The following is a 16,245-nucleotide window of genomic DNA, read 5'->3' as shown; positions in this document are numbered from 1 at the left end:
CGCCTTTTGCCGGCAGACACTTGGCTCACTTTGTCGATTTCTTGAGCGGTCGCGCGAAGTTCTCCACAGCGATTGTGGAGCGTGCCGGGTAAAGCCTGTGGACAAGTAGGCTATCTGTCTGAGCACAAAGGAACTCGCTACGGCGTGCGCAGAAGCTGCACAGCGAGCCGGCTCAGATCGTCATCGGCCACAGCCAGATCGATGCGCCACCCACGCCGCCGCCAAGCGCGATGGCGGCGAGCACGTCACTGGGATAGTGCAGCCCCAGGACCACTCGCGAAACTCCCACCAGCGTGGTGAAGCCCAGCAGCAAGGGTGCCAGCTGCGGATACCAGGCGAGTGCCACCACGGTGAAGCCCGCGGCCTGCATGGTGTGCCCGGAAGGGAAACTGAATTCATCCAGCGGCGGCATGCGGGCGATGACGCCGGGGCAGGCGCGGTAGGGGCGGGGTCGCCGGGTCCAGCGCTTGAGCACGCGGTACAGCAGCAGGGCCGTCAGGCCGGTGAGTGCCATGTGCAAGGCCGCGGACAGGCCGCGCTGACCACCAAGCATGGCCAGTGCAAGCATCAGCGTGTACCAGAACACGCCGTCGCCGAGCCGGCTGACGATGCCGAAGAGCATGCCCACCATGCGCCGTCCGCCCCAGTGGTTGGCGATTACGCAGACGCGGCCATCCAGTGCGAAACGCGGCCCGGGCAGGAGATCAGAAGTGGGCAGTGACGGCGGCGTGCTCATGCAGGTTCTCCTCGGCCATCTCGCGCAGCAGGGTTTCGAAATCGCGAATCACCGCTTCCGGTGAAAGTCCGGCCACGCTGGCGCGGGCAGCGCGGCCCATGTGGCGGATCAGGGCGGGGTTGCCGGCGAGCCGCACCGTGGCATCGATGAAACCCTGCGCATCGCCGGATTCGATGCCATAGCCGTTGATGCCGTGGTCGAGATGTTCGCGCGCCGCGCCTTGCGCATAGGCAACCACCGGCAGGCCGGCGGCGAGAGCCTCGATGATCACGTTGCCGAAGGTTTCGCTGAGGCTGGGGAACGGAAACAGGTCGGCGCTGGCCACGTGACGTGCCAGCGCCTCACCGCGCTGCATCCCGGCGAAGATGAAGTCCGGGTGCGCCGCCTGCAGTGCGGCCCGCGCGGGACCATCGCCGACCCAGACATAGCGCGCCTGCGGCTGTCGCTGGCGGATCGCGCCGAAGGCCTCGATCGCCAGCCCGAGATTCTTTTCCGCAGCGATGCGTCCCACGTAAAGCACCACGGGTGTGGCGGCGTCGACGCCCCAGCTGGCGCGCAAGGCGTCGTCGCGCCGACCCGGATGGAAGAGCTGCGTGTCCACGGCGCGGCGCAGCACGCGTGCGTTGGTGATGCCCATGGTGCGCAACTCCCGTGCGAGTGTGTCGGTCGGCACCAGCGTGGTGGCGGTGCGCAGGTGAAAGCGGCGCAGGTAGCCGCGCAGCAGCGGCGCGAGCAAGCCCACGCCGTAGTGGCTGGCGTAGTGATCGAAGCGGGTGTGGAAACCACTGCACAGCGGAATATCCAGTTGCCTGGCGGCACATGCCGCCGACCAGCCAAGCGGACCTTCGGTGGCGACATAGACCACGTCGGGCCGTTGCCATGTCCATTGCCGCTGCAACGCACGTCCGGCCGGCCAGCCGAAGCGCAAGCCCGGATAGCGGGGCAGGGAGGCGCCGCGCAGCTCGATCATGTCGATGCCGGGTTCAGCGCGGGATGGTTGTGGCTGGCGCGGCCGCACCAGCTGGATCTCATGTCCGCGGGCGGCGAGACCGCTGGCGAAGCCATGCACGGTCAGCGCGACACCGTTGATCTCGGGTGGATAGGTCTCACTGACAATCCCGATGCGCATGACCATGTCCGTGCCGGTTTGCCGCAGCATCGCCGCGTGGCGTTGCGACGGCATGGCGGACGCATGACGTGGCGCTTACACTGAAGCCTGTTTTCTTCCGCTGGAGACCGACGATGAAACGCATCCTGCTTGCCCTGGCGCTGACGGGACTGACCGCCACCGCGATCGCCGCCGAGGCTCCCGGCCTGCCCACCACGGCCGCGCCGGCCGGTGCGGAGGTCTACATCATCTCGCCCGGCGATGGCGCCACCGTGGGTCAGGAAGTCACCGTGCGGTTCGGCCTGAAGGGCATGGGCGTGGCACCGGCCGGCATCGGCAAGGAGCACGCCGGCCACCACCATCTGCTGGTCGACGTGAAGGATCTGCCCGCCGCGGGCCAGCCGATCCCGGCCGACGCGAACCACATCCACTTCGGTGGTGGTCAGACCCAGACTACGCTGAAGCTCGCCCCGGGAACGCATACGCTGCAACTGGAGCTGGGCGACCAGCATCACGTGCCATTCGAGCCGGCGCTGGTGTCGAAGAAGATCACCATCCACGTTAAGTGATCAGGCGCGGACGGGTGTCGCAGATCGGTTAAAATCGGCAGCTTCGCCTTCGCTGCCGACTACCGATGACCGTACGCACCCGCTTCGCCCCCAGCCCCACCGGTTTCCTGCACATCGGAGGTGCGCGCACTGCGCTGTATTGCTGGCTCGAATCGCGCCGTCGCGGCGGTGAATTCATCCTGCGCATCGAGGATACCGATCGCGAGCGGTCCACCGACGAGGCGGTGCAGGCGATTCTCGACGCCATGCACTGGCTGGATCTGGACGCCGACGAGGGCCCGTTCTACCAGACCCGGCGGCTGCAGCGTTACAAGGAAGTTGCCGACCAGCTGCTCGCCGCCGGCCACGCCTACTACGCCTATGAGAGCAAGGCCGAGATCGAGGCGATGCGCGAGGCCGCGATGGCGGCGGGCGAGAAGCCCCGCTACAACGGTCACTACCGCGACCACAACGAGCCCGGCTTTCATGAGGCCCGTCGAGAAGACCCCAACCGGGTGATCCGCTTCCGCAACCCGCACGAGGGTTCGGTGGTGTTCGAGGACAAGGTGAAGGGCCGCATCGAGTGGGCCAACACCGAGCTGGACGACCTGGTGATCTTCCGCTCCGACGGCTGGCCGACTTACAACTTCGCCGTGGTGGTCGACGACATCGACATGGGCATCACCGAGGTGATCCGCGGCGACGACCACGTCAACAACACGCCCCGCCAGATCAACATCTACAAGGCGCTGGGCGCGCCGGTGCCGGAGTTCGCGCATCTGCCGATGATCCTGGACAAGGAAGGCAAGAAGCTGTCCAAGCGCACCAGCGCGGTCAGCGTGATGGACTATCGCGCCGACGGCTTCCTGCCGCACGCGATCCTCAACTACCTGGTGCGGCTGGGCTGGTCGCATGGCGACCAGGAAATCTTCTCGCGCGAGGAGATGATCGCGCTGTTCGACATCGGCGACTGCAACAAGGCCGCCTCGCGTTTCGACACCGAGAAACTGGCCTGGCTCAACCAGCATTATCTGAAGACCGACGAGCCCAAGTCGCTGGCGGCCGAGTTCGAATGGCACCTGCAGCGCGCCGGCATCGATTTCAGCCAGGGCCCCGCGCCGGTCGACGTCATCGTGGCCTTGCGCGATCGGGTGCACACGCTGAAGGAAATGACCGAGCGCGCGGCGATCTGGTATGGCCCGATCACCGAGTGGGACGACAAGGCCGTCGCCAAGCACCTGAAGAACGGCAGTGCACCGGCCGTGCTGGAAGCGGCGAAGTCGCTGCTGGCCGAATGCGAATGGCAGCCCGGGCCGATCCATCAGGTGATCGAGCAGGTGGCGGCGCAGCTGGAACTGGGCATGGGCAAGATCGCTCAGCCGTTGCGGGTGGCGATCACCGGCACCCAGGTGTCGCCGTCGATCGATCAGACCTTGTACCTGGCCGGTCGCGCCGAAGCACTCAAGCGCATCGACGCTGCCATCGCGATGGCCCGCGGTTGATGCGGTTTTCGCTGATGGCGCACTGAGCGCGGCATGGACGAATGGCTGGCCAGGGCCACCCAGGGCGTCGATCCCGACGCACCGGGCGCGTTCTGGCACGTCTTCTTCAACCTGTTGAATATGCTGCCGTGGGCAGCCATGTTCTGGTGGAACCTGCTGTTTGTCGCGGTGGGAGCCTTGCTGGGCTGGTGGCGCGGGCGCTTGCTGGAAAGCATCGTCTGGGCCTGGGTGCTGGGGCCGATCGGCTGGATCGTGATCCTGCGCAAGCCCCGCCGGCTGCCACCGGCGAAGCCACCACCGCTGCCACAGAACCGCCGTCCGGTACCGCGCAGGTAGCGGTGTATGATCCGTACGAGGTGACATCTTGAGCCACGACGCCGCCAGCAACCCGCATCCGCACCACGCGCATCACCACGATGATGCGAAGGGTTTCGTGCGCGCCGTGGAGCATGCCAGCGAAGAACGCGGCCTGCGCCTCACCCCGCTGCGCAAGGAAGTGCTGGAGCTGATCGCCGCCGCGCACAAGCCGGTGAAGGCCTACGACCTGCTCGACCAGTTGCGCGAGAAGCACGGCAATGCGGCGCCGCCCACCGTCTATCGCGCGCTCGACTTCCTGCTCGAGAACGGCTTCATCCACAAGCTGGAATCGATCAATGCCTTCGTTTCCTGCCATCACCCGGCCGAGGCGCACCAGGTACCGTTCCTGATCTGCGACATCTGCTCCAGCGCCCAGGAAGTCTGCGACGAGCGCGTGGCCGAACTGATCGAGGCACAGGCGAAGGCGCTGGGTTTCCGGCCGCAGGCGCAGACCCTGGAAGTGCACGGCACCTGCCGGAACTGCCGCAAGGGCTGAGGTGGGTCCACGGGGCTGGCGGGCCGTAGTGTTATAAAGTAACATGTTGCCACCGGACATGGAGTCGCCCCGTCGGGCGGCGCCGGGTCAATCGATGAATCCCGAGCAGTCGAACAAATCCCGCTGGTGGCACCTGGCCGATCGCGTTGGCGCGATGGCATCGTTCCTGTGCGCGATCCACTGTGCGCTGCTGCCGTTCGTGCTGGCCCTGCTGCCGCTGATTGGCATGGAATTCCTGGCCGACCATCGCTTCGAACGCATCTTCGTGTTGTGCGCCTGCGTGCTGGCATCGCTGGTGCTGGTGCGCGGCTATCGCAGGCACCGGCGCCGCCTGCCGCTGCGCCTGGCCGTGCCGGGACTGTCGCTGCTGCTGCTCGGCATCGCCTTCATCGACCTGGGCTCGCCGATCCTGCACAGCGTGCTGGTGACTTGCGGCGGCATGCTGCTGGCGGCGGCGCACTTCGTCAACCTGCGGCTGGACAGCCATCGTGATGGCGTCCACGTGCACGGTCCGCAGTGCGCGCATTGAGCCGCGGTGATTGTGTAACGGCCATGCCGATTCCTAGCATGCGCGCATGAATACGCCGCACCATCACCACCAGCCTCACGGCTGCGAACATGCCACGGGGCAGGCGCATGACGGCGCCCACGAGCACGTGGCGGGTGGAAGCAGCCGCAAACTGCTGCTGGCGCTGGTTCTGACCGGCATCATGATGATCGTCGAGGTGATCGGCGGCCTGTGGTCCGGTTCGCTGGCCTTGCTGGCCGATGCGGCACACATGATGGTCGACACGCTGGCCCTGTTGCTGGCCGTGGTCGGTGCGTGGATGGCCACCCGCCCGGCCGATGCCAGGCGCAGCTACGGTTATGGCCGGATGGAAGTGCTGGCGGGTTTCGTCAATGCGCTGAGCCAGTTCGTGCTGGTGGCGTGGATCGCGTGGGAGGCGGTGATGCGCCTGCGCCATCCGGGCCTGATCCTTTCCGGCGTGATGCTGGCGGTCGCCGTCGCCGGTCTGCTGGTCAATGCGCTGGTGCTGCGCACCCTGCACGGGCATGCGCATGACGACGTCAACCTCGCCGGCGCCAGCCTGCATGTGCTTGGCGACCTGCTCGGTTCGCTGGCGGCGGTGCTGGCGGCGCTGGCGATCCGCTGGTTCGGCTGGCTGTGGGCCGATCCGCTGCTGTCGCTGCTGGTCTCGCTGCTGATCCTGAACAGTGCGTGGCGCTTGCTGCGGAAGTCGGCGCATATCCTGCTGGAAGGCGTGCCCGATGGCCTGGATACGAGCGAAATGGAGAGCTCGCTGCGCACGGCGGCGCCGGGTATCCGCGATATCCACCACCTGCACGTGTGGCAGCTCGCCTCGGGGTCACGCATGGCGACCGTGCATGCCGAGCTGGACGAGCGGGCGGACGGCGCCCTGGTGCTGCAGTCGATCAAGCGCCTGCTGCTGGAGCGTTTCGAGGTCCGCCACGTGACCGTGCAGATCGATCCCGGGGCGTGTCCCGACCCGTCCGGGGACTGTGCGGGACACGCTCGTCGCTGACTATCCCGCCATGCCGGGACGCTGCTATGATGGCAGGCCGTTCATCCAATAAATCAAGGAGTTCCCATGGGTAAGGGCGATCGCAAGACCCGTCGCGGCAAGACCTACCGCGGCAGCTACGGCAATACCCGTGCACACGGCGCGCTGCCGGCCGTGGTCGGTGCCAAGCCGACCGTGACCAAGCCGGCTGCGGCCAAGAAGGCGGCGCCGAAGAAGAAGTCGGCCTGAGCCAGCTTCGCCCGGCATTGCTGCAAGAAAACCCCCGCCTTGGCGGGGGTTTTTGCTTTTGGGGAATCGGGAGTCGGTGTGAGACCGGCCGCTGGCTGAACCGCCAGGGCAGGGGTTCGACGAGGGTTTGCTGCATGGCCGCCTGCCATGTATGATGCGCTCCACTGTGTTAACGCGTTAGTACATTATGAAGCGTCGATCGCTCGATCCCGAATCCCCGCCAGGCTCCGCCGAGCAGAGTCTCTGCGAGGCCTTGCTGTCCCTGCGCAACAGCGAGGAGATGGGCGCCTTTCTCAGCGACCTGTGCACGCCGGCGGAACTTGAAGTGCTGGTCGATCGCTGGCGGGTAGTGCCGTACCTGCTCGAAGGCGTGCCTTACCGCGAGATCCACGAGCGCACCGCGGTCAGCATCACCACCATTGGCCGGGTCGCGCGCTACCTCACCCAGGGCAGCGGCGGCTATCTGGCCGCGGCGGCCCGGGCGGCAAGGAAACAGGCTCAGGCGGCAAGGAAGAAGGCATGAAGCCGCGCGATCGCCTGCGCATCGCGATGCAGAAATCCGGCCGGCTGACCGAACCGGCGCTGGACCTGCTGACCCGTTGCGGACTGACCTTCCGGCAAAGCCGCGACAAGCTGTTCTGCTTCGGCGAAGGCGAGCCGGTGGATCTGCTGCTGGTGCGGGATGACGATATCCCGGGGCTGATCGCCCAGGGCGTGTGCGACCTGGGCATCGTCGGGCGCAACGTGCTGGGCGAGTTCCAGCTCACCGCCGGGCGTGACGGCGAGCCGCTCGACGAATTGCGGCCGCTCGGTTTCGGCCGCTGCCGCCTGTCGATCGCGGTACCCCAGGACATGGCTTACGGGGAGCCGAAGGATCTGGCCGGCACCCGCATCGCCACCTCGTACCCCGGCCTGCTCGGCGAATGGCTGCGCAGCCGCGGCATCGATGCGGGCGTGGTGACCCTGGCCGGTTCGGTCGAGATCGCTCCCAAGCTGGGCACCGCCGACGCGATCTGCGACCTGGTGCAGAGCGGCGGCACCCTGGTGGCGAACCAGTTGCGCGAAACCGACGTGTTGCTGGAAAGCGAAGCGGTGCTGGCCGGCCCGCTGACCCTGCCGGTGGACGAACGCGGCGACATGCTGGAGCTGCTGCTGAAGCGGCTGGACGGCGTGATCCAGGTGCGCGAATCGCGCCTGTTGCTGCTGCAGACCTCGCGCCACACGCTGGACGCGGTGACCCGCCTGTTGCCCGGTGGCCCGCAGCCGACCCTGCTACCGGTGGCGGGCCAGCCCGACCAGCTGATGCTGCAGGCGCTGTGCGCCGGCGAGGTGAGCTGGCGGCAGCTGGAGGAGATCAAGAAGGCCGGCGCGCGCGAGATGTTCGTGTTGCCGGTGGAGAAAATGCTGGCATGAAGAGCAGATTCGCATGAAGCGTCTGGACTGGAACGCACTGGATGAAGTCGCCCGTCGCGAGGCGCTGGCGCGACCGGCGCAGTCGCGGGCGGAGGCCTTGCGTCACGGCGTCGGGCAGATCATCGCTGCCGTGCGCGCGCGTGGCGATGCCGCGTTGCGCGAGTTCAGCGCGCAATACGATCGCTGCGCGCTGGAAGCGATCGCCGTGGACGAGGCTGAGTTCGCCGTCGCCGAGGCCGTGCTCGATCCCGCGTTGAAGGCGGCGATACGCGAGGCGGCCGAACGCATCGAGCTGTTCCATCGCGCCAGCGCACTCCAGCCGGTGGCCGTCGATACCGCGCCGGGCGTGCGGGTGGAACGGATGCTGCGCCCGATCGGCCGGGTCGGCCTGTACGTGCCGGCCGGTAGCGCGCCGTTGCCGTCGACCGCGCTGATGCTGGGCGTGCCGGCGCAGATCGCTGGCTGTCGCGAGGTGGTGTTGTGCTCGCCGGCACGCGCCGATGGCCGTTGCGACGAGGCGGTGCTGTACGCGGCCCGGCTCACCGGCGTGCACAAGGTATTCAAGCTCGGTGGCGCCCAGGCGATCGCCGCGATGGCCTACGGCACCGACAGCGTGCCCCGGTGCGACAAGCTGTTCGGGCCGGGCAATGCGTGGGTGACCGAGGCGAAGTTGCAGGTGTCGACCGATCCCGACAGCGCGGCGATCGACATGCCGGCCGGTCCGTCCGAGGTGCTGGTGATTGCCGACGCGGCGGCCAACCCGGCGTTCGTCGCCGCCGACCTGTTGTCGCAGGCCGAGCACGGGCCGGATTCGCAGGTGATCCTGCTCAGCCCGTCCACCGATCTGCTGGCCAGGGTGGCGGCGGAAGTCGAGCGGCAATGCGCCGACTTGCCGCGCGCCGACATCGCACGACAGGCGCTGGCGCAGAGCCGGCTGGTCCTGGTCGAATCGCTGGCGCAGGCGGTCGAGGTCAGCAACCGCTACGCTCCCGAACACCTGATCCTGCAGGTCGCCGAGCCGCGCACGCTGCTCGAGCGCATCGACAGCGCCGGCTCGATCTTCCTCGGCCAGTGGACGCCCGAGTCCGTCGGCGACTACTGCAGCGGCAGCAACCACGTGCTGCCCACGTACGGCCACGCGCGCAGCTACAGCGGCGTGTCGGTGGCCAGTTTCCAGAAGCAGATCAGCGTGCAGGAAGTGTCTGCCGACGGCCTGCGCCAGATCGGCCCGTGCACCGCGACGCTGGCGGCGGCCGAGCAACTGGAGGCGCACCGCCGCGCCGTGACCCTGCGACTGGAGGCCTTGGCATGAGCGTGCTCGAGCTGGCCCGGCCGGAGATCCGCGCGATGCAGCCGTATTCCTCGGCGCGCATGGAGGCCAGCGGCGGACAGGTTTTCCTCAACGCGAATGAATCGGCCTGGCCGCCGCCGGGCGACGATGGCCTGGGCTGCAATCGCTACCCGGAACCGCAGCCGGCGGCGCTGGTCGCGACCCTGGCCGCCCTGTACGGCGTGCGCCACGAGCAACTGCTGGTCGGCCGGGGCAGCGACGAAGCCATCGACCTGCTGATTCGCGGGTTCTGCCGTGCAGGCGAGGACGCGATCCTGATCCAGCCGCCCACTTTCGGCATGTACGGCGTCTGCGCCCGCATCCAGAACGCGGCAGTGATCGAGGTGGCGCTGGCGGATGACTTCACGCTGGACGTGGATGCGGTGCTCGCTGCCGTCACACCCGCGGTGAAGCTGATTTTCGTCTGCACGCCGAACAATCCCAGTGGCCAGTGCGTGCCACGCGAGGATGTCGAGCGTCTGCTGCAGCAGCTCGACGGGCGCGCCTTGCTGGTGGTGGACGAGGCGTACATCGAATTTGCCTTCGAGCGCAGCGTGGCCGATCTCATCGATCGTTACGAAGGCCTCGCCGTGCTGCGCACCTTGTCCAAGGCCTGGGCGCTGGCCGGTGCACGCATCGGCTGCCTGCTGGCCAATCCCGAAGTGATCGCGCTGCTGCGCCGGATCATGCCGCCATACCCGCTGCCGCTGCCGTGCGTGGCTGCCGCGATGGCGGCGCTTTCCGAAGCGGGGCAGGCGCAGGCGCGCGAACACCTGGCCGTGCTGCGCAACGAACACGAACGGGTGCGCGGCACGCTGGCCGCGCTGCCCTGCGTGCGCGGCGTGCTGCCGTCACAGGCGAACTTCCTCGCCGTGCGCTTCGACGACGCCGGCGCGATCTACCAGCGCCTGCTGGCCGCCGGTGTGGTGGTGCGCGACGTGCGGCGCTATCCGAAGCTGGGTGACGCCTTGCGCATCACCATCGGCACGCCGGCCGAGAACGACCGGATGCTCGCCGTCCTGGAGAGTGCGGCGACGCAAGGCCGGGATCTTTCCGAGGGATCGGCATGAAGCAGACAAAGTTCCTCTTCGTCGACCGTGACGGCTGCCTGATCGAGGAGCCAGCCGACGAGCAGATCGACAGCTACGCGAAGCTGGCCTTGTTGCCGGGCGTGATCGCCGCGTTGCAGCGCTTTGTGGCCGCGGGCTACGAACTGGTGATGGTCACCAACCAGGATGGTCTGGGCACCGACAGTTTCCCTGAAGCCGACTTCACCGGGCCGCATGACTTGCTGCTGGGCATCCTCGCCTCGCAAGGCATCCGCTTCCGCGAGGTGCTGATCGACCGCAGTTTCCCGCATGAGGGTCTCGACACGCGCAAGCCCGGCATCGGCCTGGCACGCCATTACCTGGCCGACGACAGCTGGAGCCGGGCCGCCTCGGCGATGGTCGGCGATCGCGAGACCGACCTGCAGTTCGCCGCCAATCTCGGTGTGCGCGGCTGTCGCGTCGGTTCGCTCGGAGTGAGCTGGGAAGCGCTGGCCCACGAACTGCTCGACGCGCCGCGTACCGCCACGGTGGTGCGCAACACGAAGGAAACCCGCATCACGGTCAGCGTGGATCTCGATCGCGTGGCCGAACCGCAGGCACATACCGGCCTGGGCTTCTTCGACCACATGCTGGAACAGATCGGCAAGCACGGCGGCTTCGCGCTTGAGCTGGCTTGCGATGGCGACACCCACATCGACGAACATCACACCATCGAGGACTGCGCACTGGCGCTGGGCCAGGCGCTGAAGCAGGCGCTGGGCGACAAGCGCGGCATCGGCCGTTACGGCTTCACCTTGCCGATGGATGAAGCGCAAGCCAGCGCGGCGCTGGATCTGTCCGGCCGTCCATGTTTCGTGTTCGAAGGCAGCTTCCCCCGCGAGCGTGTGGGCGAGGTGCCGACCGAGCTGGTGCCGCATTTCTTCCGCTCGCTGTGCGAAACGCTGGGCGCAAACCTGCACCTGAGCGTGCGCGGCGACAACGCGCATCACATGGTCGAGGCCTGCTTCAAGGTAGTGGCGCGCAGCTTGCGCCAGGCGCTGCGCCGCGAAGGCAGCGAGCTGCCGAGCACCAAGGGTGCGCTGTAATGAGCGTGGTGCTGGTCGATGCGGGCGGCACCAATATCGGTTCGGTGCGCTATGCGTTGCAGCGGCTCGGCGTGGACGCCGCGCTGACTTCCGACGCGACAACGATCCGCGCCGCCGACAAGGTGATCCTGCCCGGCGTCGGCGCGGCTGGCCCCGGCATGGCGCGGCTGCGCGAGCTGGGCCTGGTCGAGGTTTTGCGCGGGTTGACCCAGCCGGTGCTCGGCGTGTGCCTGGGCATGCAGTTGCTGTGCACGCATTCGGAGGAGGGCGATACCGCATGCCTCGGGGTGATTCCCGCGCCGGTTCGCCGCTTCGTCGAAGCGCCCGGCCTGCGCGTGCCGCACATGGGCTGGAACGCGTTGTCGATCCGGCGGAAACATCCGCTGCTGGCCGGGCTCGACGACGGCGAGCAGGCCTACTTCGTGCACAGCTACGCCGTGCCGACGGGGGAATGGACGCTGGCCGACAGTGATTACGGCGAGCCGTTCTCCGCAGTGATCGCCCGCGACAATTTCCACGGCATGCAATTCCACCCCGAGCGCTCCGCCGCCGTCGGCGCGAAGCTCCTGCAGAATTTCCTCGACCTATGAGTTTCGACATCATTCCCGCCATCGACCTGCGCGGCGGCCAGGTGGTGCGCCTGAAGCAGGGCGACTATGCGCAGCAGACGACTTACGCGGCCGATCCGCGCGAGCTGGCAAAGCGCTACGCGCAGGCCGGCGCAGCATGGCTGCACCTGGTCGACCTGGACGGCGCGCGCTCGGGCCGGCTCGACAATCTCGCGGTGATCGCGTCGATCGCTGCCGACGGCATGGCGATCCAGGCCGGCGGCGGCGCGCGCGAGGAAGCCGATCTGCAGCGACTGTTCGATGCCGGCGTGCAGCGCGTGGTGCTGGGCAGCGTGGCGATCCGCGATCCCGAACGCGTCGCCGGATGGCTGGCCAAATACGGCACGGAACGCCTGACCCTCGCGCTGGACACGCGCCATGTCGACGGACGCTGGGCGCTGCCCAGCGCGGGCTGGACCGAAGTCGAGGCGCGTACGCTGGACGAACTGGCGCCGTGGTATGCCGCCCGCGGTGCGCGCCACCTGCTGTGCACCGACATCGACCGCGACGGCATGCTGGCCGGTTTCAATCTCGATCTCTATCGCCATCTTGCCGAGTCCGTTCCGTCGCTGGCGGTGCAGGCTTCCGGCGGCGTGCGTTCGCTGGACGACATCCGCGCGGCGCGCGAAGCCGGCGCATGTGGCGTGATTCTCGGCCGCGCGCTGCTGGAAGGACGCTTCACGGTCGAGGAAGCACTCGCATGCTGAGTCGCCGCATCATCCCCTGCCTCGACGTGCGCGATGGCCAGGTGGTCAAGGGCGTGCGCTTCCGCGATCACGTGGTGATGGGTGAGATCGTGGATCTCGCGCTGCGCTATCGCGACGAAGGCGCCGACGAACTGGTGTTCTACGACATCACCGCCAGCCCCGAAGGGCGCAGCGTGGATCGCGGCTGGGTCGAGAAGGTTGCCCGCGTGATCGACATTCCGTTCTGCGTCGCCGGCGGCATCCGCTCGGTCGACGAGGCCCGCGCCGTGCTGCACGCGGGCGCCGACAAGATCTCGGTGAACTCGCCCGCGCTGGAACGCCCCGCGCTGATCGACGAACTGGCTGCCGCGTTCGGCGTGCAGTGTGTGGTGGTCGGCATCGACTCGTTGCGCGACGCCGATGGTGAATGGCGCGTGCGCCAGTACACCGGCGACCCCACGAAAACCCAGGCGCTGGCACGCCGCACGCTGGACTGGATGGTCGAGGCACAGCAGCGCGGTGCGGGCGAGATCGTGCTGAACTGCATGGGCAGCGACGGCGTGCGCGCGGGTTACGACCTCGAACAACTCTCCGTCGCCCGGGCAATCTGCCACGTGCCGCTGATCGCCTCCGGTGGCGCCGGCGCGCCGGAACATTTTCGCGATGCCTTCGTTGATGCCGACGTCGACGGCGCGCTGGCCGCCAGCGTGTTCCACTCCGGCGCCATCGCGATCCCCGCACTCAAGCACTACCTGCACGAATGTGGCGTAGCGGTGCGCCGGTGAGCCACGAGGAAGCAACGATGAGCGACAACACCGATACCAGCCGCCTCGACTGGGCCAAGGGCGATGGCCTGCTGCCGGCGATCGTGCAGCACTGGCTCACCGGCGAAGTGCTGATGCTGGGCTACATGACGGCCGCGGCCTTGGCCGAAACGCAGCGCAGCGGCCACGTCACTTTTTACAGCCGCAGCAAGCAGCGGCTGTGGACCAAGGGCGAAAGCTCCGGTCACGTGCTCGTGCTGAAGTCGGTCCGCATCGACTGCGACGCCGACACCTTGCTGATCCAGGCCGACCCACGCGGCCCCACCTGCCACACCGGCACCTCCAGCTGCTTCGGCGACGGCGCTAACGTGCGACCGCCGCTAGGTTTTCTCGCCGAACTCGACGCGCTGGTGGCGCAGCGGCACGCCGAGCGTCCCGAAGGCAGCTACACCACCACGCTGTTCGACGGCGGCATTCGCCGCATCGCGCAGAAGGTGGGCGAGGAGGGTGTCGAGACGGCACTGGCCGCCGTGGCGCAGGGAGATGACGAGTTGCTGGGCGAAGCGGCGGACTTGCTGTTTCACCTCACCGTGGCGTTGCGGGCCCGCGGGTTGTCACTGGCGGATGCAGTGAACGTACTGGCTGACCGGCACCGTGATGGATAGAGAGGCGAAGGCGTCTTTCTCCTGTCGTTCTCAGTTGGCCAACCGCGCAACCACCAGGTCCAGCAGCGCCCTCAGCCGCGCCAGCCGGCGCATGTCGCGGTGATAGCCGATCCAGGTTTCACGCGCCGGTGGCTCTTCGCCCAGGTCGATGCGCCGCAAGCCGTCGAGCGCATCGCCCAATGGACGCGGCAGGACCGCAACGCCTGAACCCTGCATGCACATTCTTGCCTGCACGGCGCGCGCGTTGCTGCGAAACGCCACGCGGGCATTCGGGAGCACGCGCTGCAACCACGCGACGTCGGGCATGTTGCCGAAGGCGCTGTCCATGGTGATCAGCCCGGCACCTTCGCCATCGCCGGCGCGGGGCAGGGGATAATCGGCAGCCATGTACACGCCGTACGGCATGTGCAGCAGCTTGCGCGAAACGATGTCGGGTTCGTCGAACGGCTTGATGCGGAACGCCAGGTCGGCTTCGCGGCGTGACAGGCTGAGGAAACGCGTGTCGGTCAGCAGTTCGACGGTGACGCGCGGATAGGCCCGAGCGAATTCCGCGATGACCGGTGTCAGCAGGTGTTCGGCGAACCAGTCCGAGGCGGTGATCCGCAGCAGGCCGTCGAGTTGGCGTTCCTGGCCGGCCAGCTGGCGCTGGAACGCGAGTGCTTCGTCCTCGATGCGTTCGGCGTGGTTGAGTACCGCCGACCCTTCATCGGTGAGCACGAAACCTTCCGAGGTGCGCTGGAACAGCTTGTGTCCCACGGCGTTTTCCAGTGCCTGCAACCGGCGGCCCATGGTGGGCTGGGTTTGTCCCAGCTTGCGCGCGGCGGCACCGAGCGTGCCCTCGCGTGCGATGGCCAGGAAGACACGCAGATCGCTCCATTCCATCGCGGCACCTCGTTGGAAAGCCAGGTCGGAAGCCATGCAATTATGCATGGATAAAATGCAAAATATTGGATTTTCAAACGAAATTGACGGGCGTAGCGTGGAGACCACTTCCTCCCACGCCGAGTACGCCATGACTATCGCTTCCTCCATGCAAGCCGCCGTTCTTGAAAACCACGGCGCCCCATTCCGCCTGACCAGCATCGCCCGCCCCGTGCCGCAGGCGGGCCAGGTGCTGGTGCGCATCATGGCCAGTGGCGTCAATCCGCTGGACCTGAAGATCCGCAGCGGTGCCGCCGAACACGCCCGTCATCCGCTGCCGGCGATCCTGGGCATCGACATGGCCGGCGTCGTCGTCGCGCTGGGTGCGGGCGTCACCGGCCTTCGGGTGGGTGACGAGGTCTACGGCATGACGGGTGGTGTCGGTGGCGTGCAGGGTTCGCTGGCCGAATATGCCGCCGTGGATGCCAGCCTGCTGGCGCTCAAGCCCGCGCACTTCAGCGTGCGCGAGGCGGCCTCGCTGCCGCTGGTCTTCATCACCGCGTGGGAAGGTCTGGTGGATCGTGCTCACGTAGGCGCTGGCCAGACCGTGCTGGTGCAAGGCGGCGCGGGCGGCGTGGGCAGCATGGCGATCCAGATTGCCCGTGCTTTCGGCGCGACCGTTTTCGCCACGGACACCGCGGCGCGCGGTGGCATCAGCCAGCAACTGGGCGCGACGCCGATCGACCACGAGCAGATGCCGGTCGAAGAACAGATAGCCGTCCATACGGCCGGTCGCGGTTTCGACGTAGTGTATGACACCGCCGGCGGCGCGAGCCTGGATGCATCGTTCAGGGCCGTGGCGCGTTTCGGCCACGTGGTCAGCTCGCTGGGTTGGGGTACGCACGCGCTGGCGCCCCTCTCGTTCAGGGCCGCCACCTATTCCGGCGTGTTCACCTTGCTGCCCTTGCTGACCGGCGAAGGCAAGCCGCATCACGGCGAGATCCTGCGCGAAGCCACGCGCTTGGCCGAGGCAGGGATGGTCAGGCCGCTGCTGGACGCGCGCCGGTTCGAGCTGGCCACGGTCGGTGAAGCCCATGCCTTGATCGAGCAGCGACAGGCGCGCGGCAAGGTGGTGGTCAGCATCCAGGGATGAAGCATCGCGACGGATGGCCCGGCCGGAACGCCTGGCCATCCGTCGCCTCGGTGCCTGTCAGTTGTCTCGATGAGATCGTGAAGCGCAGATGTCGTCGATGCAGGACTGGCGC

At 67.6% G+C, this 16,245-nt stretch carries 20 protein-coding genes; 17 read left to right on the top strand and 3 right to left on the bottom strand.

Translation table 11 applies throughout. From position 1 onward, the window contains the following. Positions 1 to 172: 172 nt before the first annotated feature. Positions 173 to 736: a phosphatase PAP2 family protein gene (locus tag AC3A56_RS01340; RefSeq protein ID WP_056765779.1), complete on the bottom strand. Its 564-nt coding sequence runs from the start codon at positions 734 to 736 to the stop codon at positions 173 to 175. Beyond that, positions 705 to 1,865: a glycosyltransferase family 4 protein gene (locus AC3A56_RS01335; protein WP_056766062.1), complete on the bottom strand. Its 1,161-nt coding sequence runs from the start codon at positions 1,863 to 1,865 to the stop codon at positions 705 to 707. Before AC3A56_RS01335 ends, AC3A56_RS01340 begins: the two co-directional genes overlap by 32 nt. A gap of 113 nt (positions 1,866 to 1,978) precedes the next feature. Here AC3A56_RS01335 and AC3A56_RS01330 point away from each other — a divergent pair, with 113 nt between their 5' ends. The 16 genes from AC3A56_RS01330 to hisIE all read left to right on the top strand — a co-directional run bounded on the left by AC3A56_RS01330 (position 1,979) and on the right by hisIE (position 14,119). Then, positions 1,979 to 2,413 (top strand): DUF4399 domain-containing protein, encoded by a 435-nt coding sequence (locus tag AC3A56_RS01330; protein WP_487769084.1) that lies wholly within the window; start codon positions 1,979 to 1,981, stop codon positions 2,411 to 2,413. 65 nt (positions 2,414 to 2,478) lie between these two features. Further along, positions 2,479 to 3,894, top strand: coding sequence for a glutamate--tRNA ligase (gltX, locus tag AC3A56_RS01325; protein WP_487769083.1), 1,416 nt, complete (start codon positions 2,479 to 2,481; stop codon positions 3,892 to 3,894). Between the two features lie 33 nt (positions 3,895 to 3,927). Continuing rightward, positions 3,928 to 4,230: a hypothetical protein gene (locus AC3A56_RS01320; RefSeq protein ID WP_487769082.1), complete on the top strand. Its 303-nt coding sequence runs from the start codon at positions 3,928 to 3,930 to the stop codon at positions 4,228 to 4,230. A 28-nt stretch (positions 4,231 to 4,258) separates the two neighbouring features. After that, positions 4,259 to 4,747 carry a transcriptional repressor gene (locus AC3A56_RS01315; RefSeq protein ID WP_056718737.1) on the top strand — a complete coding sequence of 163 codons (489 nt, stop codon included), beginning with the start codon at positions 4,259 to 4,261 and terminating at the stop codon, positions 4,745 to 4,747. A gap of 94 nt (positions 4,748 to 4,841) precedes the next feature. Beyond that, entirely contained in the window at positions 4,842 to 5,276 is a 435-nt protein-coding gene (locus AC3A56_RS01310) for a MerC domain-containing protein (protein ID WP_056718738.1), read from the top strand. 46 nt (positions 5,277 to 5,322) lie between these two features. Next, positions 5,323 to 6,291 (top strand): cation diffusion facilitator family transporter, encoded by a 969-nt coding sequence (locus AC3A56_RS01305; protein ID WP_487769081.1) that lies wholly within the window; start codon positions 5,323 to 5,325, stop codon positions 6,289 to 6,291. A 66-nt stretch (positions 6,292 to 6,357) separates the two neighbouring features. Then, positions 6,358 to 6,519 (top strand): 30S ribosomal protein THX, encoded by a 162-nt coding sequence (locus AC3A56_RS01300; protein WP_007805033.1) that lies wholly within the window; start codon positions 6,358 to 6,360, stop codon positions 6,517 to 6,519. A 187-nt stretch (positions 6,520 to 6,706) separates the two neighbouring features. Then, the gene (locus tag AC3A56_RS01295) at positions 6,707 to 7,042 is read left to right on the top strand and encodes a YerC/YecD family TrpR-related protein (protein ID WP_056718740.1); all 336 of its coding nucleotides are present in this window, start codon (positions 6,707 to 6,709) and stop codon (positions 7,040 to 7,042) included. Continuing rightward, the gene (gene hisG, locus AC3A56_RS01290) at positions 7,039 to 7,932 is read left to right on the top strand and encodes an ATP phosphoribosyltransferase (protein WP_056718741.1); all 894 of its coding nucleotides are present in this window, start codon (positions 7,039 to 7,041) and stop codon (positions 7,930 to 7,932) included. Before AC3A56_RS01295 ends, hisG begins: the two co-directional genes overlap by 4 nt. A 13-nt stretch (positions 7,933 to 7,945) precedes the next feature. Next, a complete protein-coding gene (gene hisD / locus AC3A56_RS01285; RefSeq protein WP_487769080.1) occupies positions 7,946 to 9,244 on the top strand; it encodes a histidinol dehydrogenase in 1,299 nt (432 codons plus the stop codon). Continuing rightward, positions 9,241 to 10,332, top strand: coding sequence for a histidinol-phosphate transaminase (gene hisC / locus AC3A56_RS01280; RefSeq protein ID WP_487769079.1), 1,092 nt, complete (start codon positions 9,241 to 9,243; stop codon positions 10,330 to 10,332). Before hisD ends, hisC begins: the two co-directional genes overlap by 4 nt. Further along, positions 10,329 to 11,396, top strand: coding sequence for a bifunctional histidinol-phosphatase/imidazoleglycerol-phosphate dehydratase HisB (gene hisB / locus AC3A56_RS01275; RefSeq protein WP_487769078.1), 1,068 nt, complete (start codon positions 10,329 to 10,331; stop codon positions 11,394 to 11,396). Before hisC ends, hisB begins: the two co-directional genes overlap by 4 nt. Continuing rightward, on the top strand, positions 11,396 to 11,986 hold the full coding sequence (gene hisH / locus AC3A56_RS01270) for an imidazole glycerol phosphate synthase subunit HisH (protein ID WP_487769077.1): 591 nt from the start codon (positions 11,396 to 11,398) through the stop codon (positions 11,984 to 11,986). The genes hisB and hisH overlap by 1 nt, the downstream gene beginning before the upstream one ends. Then, positions 11,983 to 12,711 (top strand): 1-(5-phosphoribosyl)-5-[(5-phosphoribosylamino)methylideneamino]imidazole-4-carboxamide isomerase, encoded by a 729-nt coding sequence (hisA, locus tag AC3A56_RS01265; protein WP_056718746.1) that lies wholly within the window; start codon positions 11,983 to 11,985, stop codon positions 12,709 to 12,711. The genes hisH and hisA overlap by 4 nt, the downstream gene beginning before the upstream one ends. Beyond that, positions 12,705 to 13,475 (top strand): imidazole glycerol phosphate synthase subunit HisF, encoded by a 771-nt coding sequence (hisF, locus tag AC3A56_RS01260; RefSeq protein WP_487769076.1) that lies wholly within the window; start codon positions 12,705 to 12,707, stop codon positions 13,473 to 13,475. The genes hisA and hisF overlap by 7 nt, the downstream gene beginning before the upstream one ends. A 17-nt stretch (positions 13,476 to 13,492) precedes the next feature. Continuing rightward, on the top strand, positions 13,493 to 14,119 hold the full coding sequence (hisIE, locus tag AC3A56_RS01255; protein ID WP_487769075.1) for a bifunctional phosphoribosyl-AMP cyclohydrolase/phosphoribosyl-ATP diphosphatase HisIE: 627 nt from the start codon (positions 13,493 to 13,495) through the stop codon (positions 14,117 to 14,119). A 30-nt stretch (positions 14,120 to 14,149) separates the two neighbouring features. Here the strand turns inward: hisIE and AC3A56_RS01250 are convergent, their stop codons facing one another. Continuing rightward, positions 14,150 to 15,001, bottom strand: a complete 852-nt coding sequence (locus AC3A56_RS01250; RefSeq protein WP_487769074.1) for a LysR family transcriptional regulator — start codon at positions 14,999 to 15,001, stop codon at positions 14,150 to 14,152. Positions 15,002 to 15,131: 130 nt separating this feature from the next. Between AC3A56_RS01250 and AC3A56_RS01245 the strand changes: the two genes are divergently transcribed. Further along, entirely contained in the window at positions 15,132 to 16,133 is a 1,002-nt protein-coding gene (locus tag AC3A56_RS01245) for a zinc-dependent alcohol dehydrogenase family protein (protein ID WP_487769073.1), read from the top strand. The last annotated feature ends 112 nt before the right edge of the window (positions 16,134 to 16,245 follow it).

This window comes from Rhodanobacter sp. Soil_C_14 (assembly GCF_057657335.1).
Note: the sequence above shows the minus strand (reverse complement) of the source record. Positions and strands in the feature narration are given on the sequence as shown.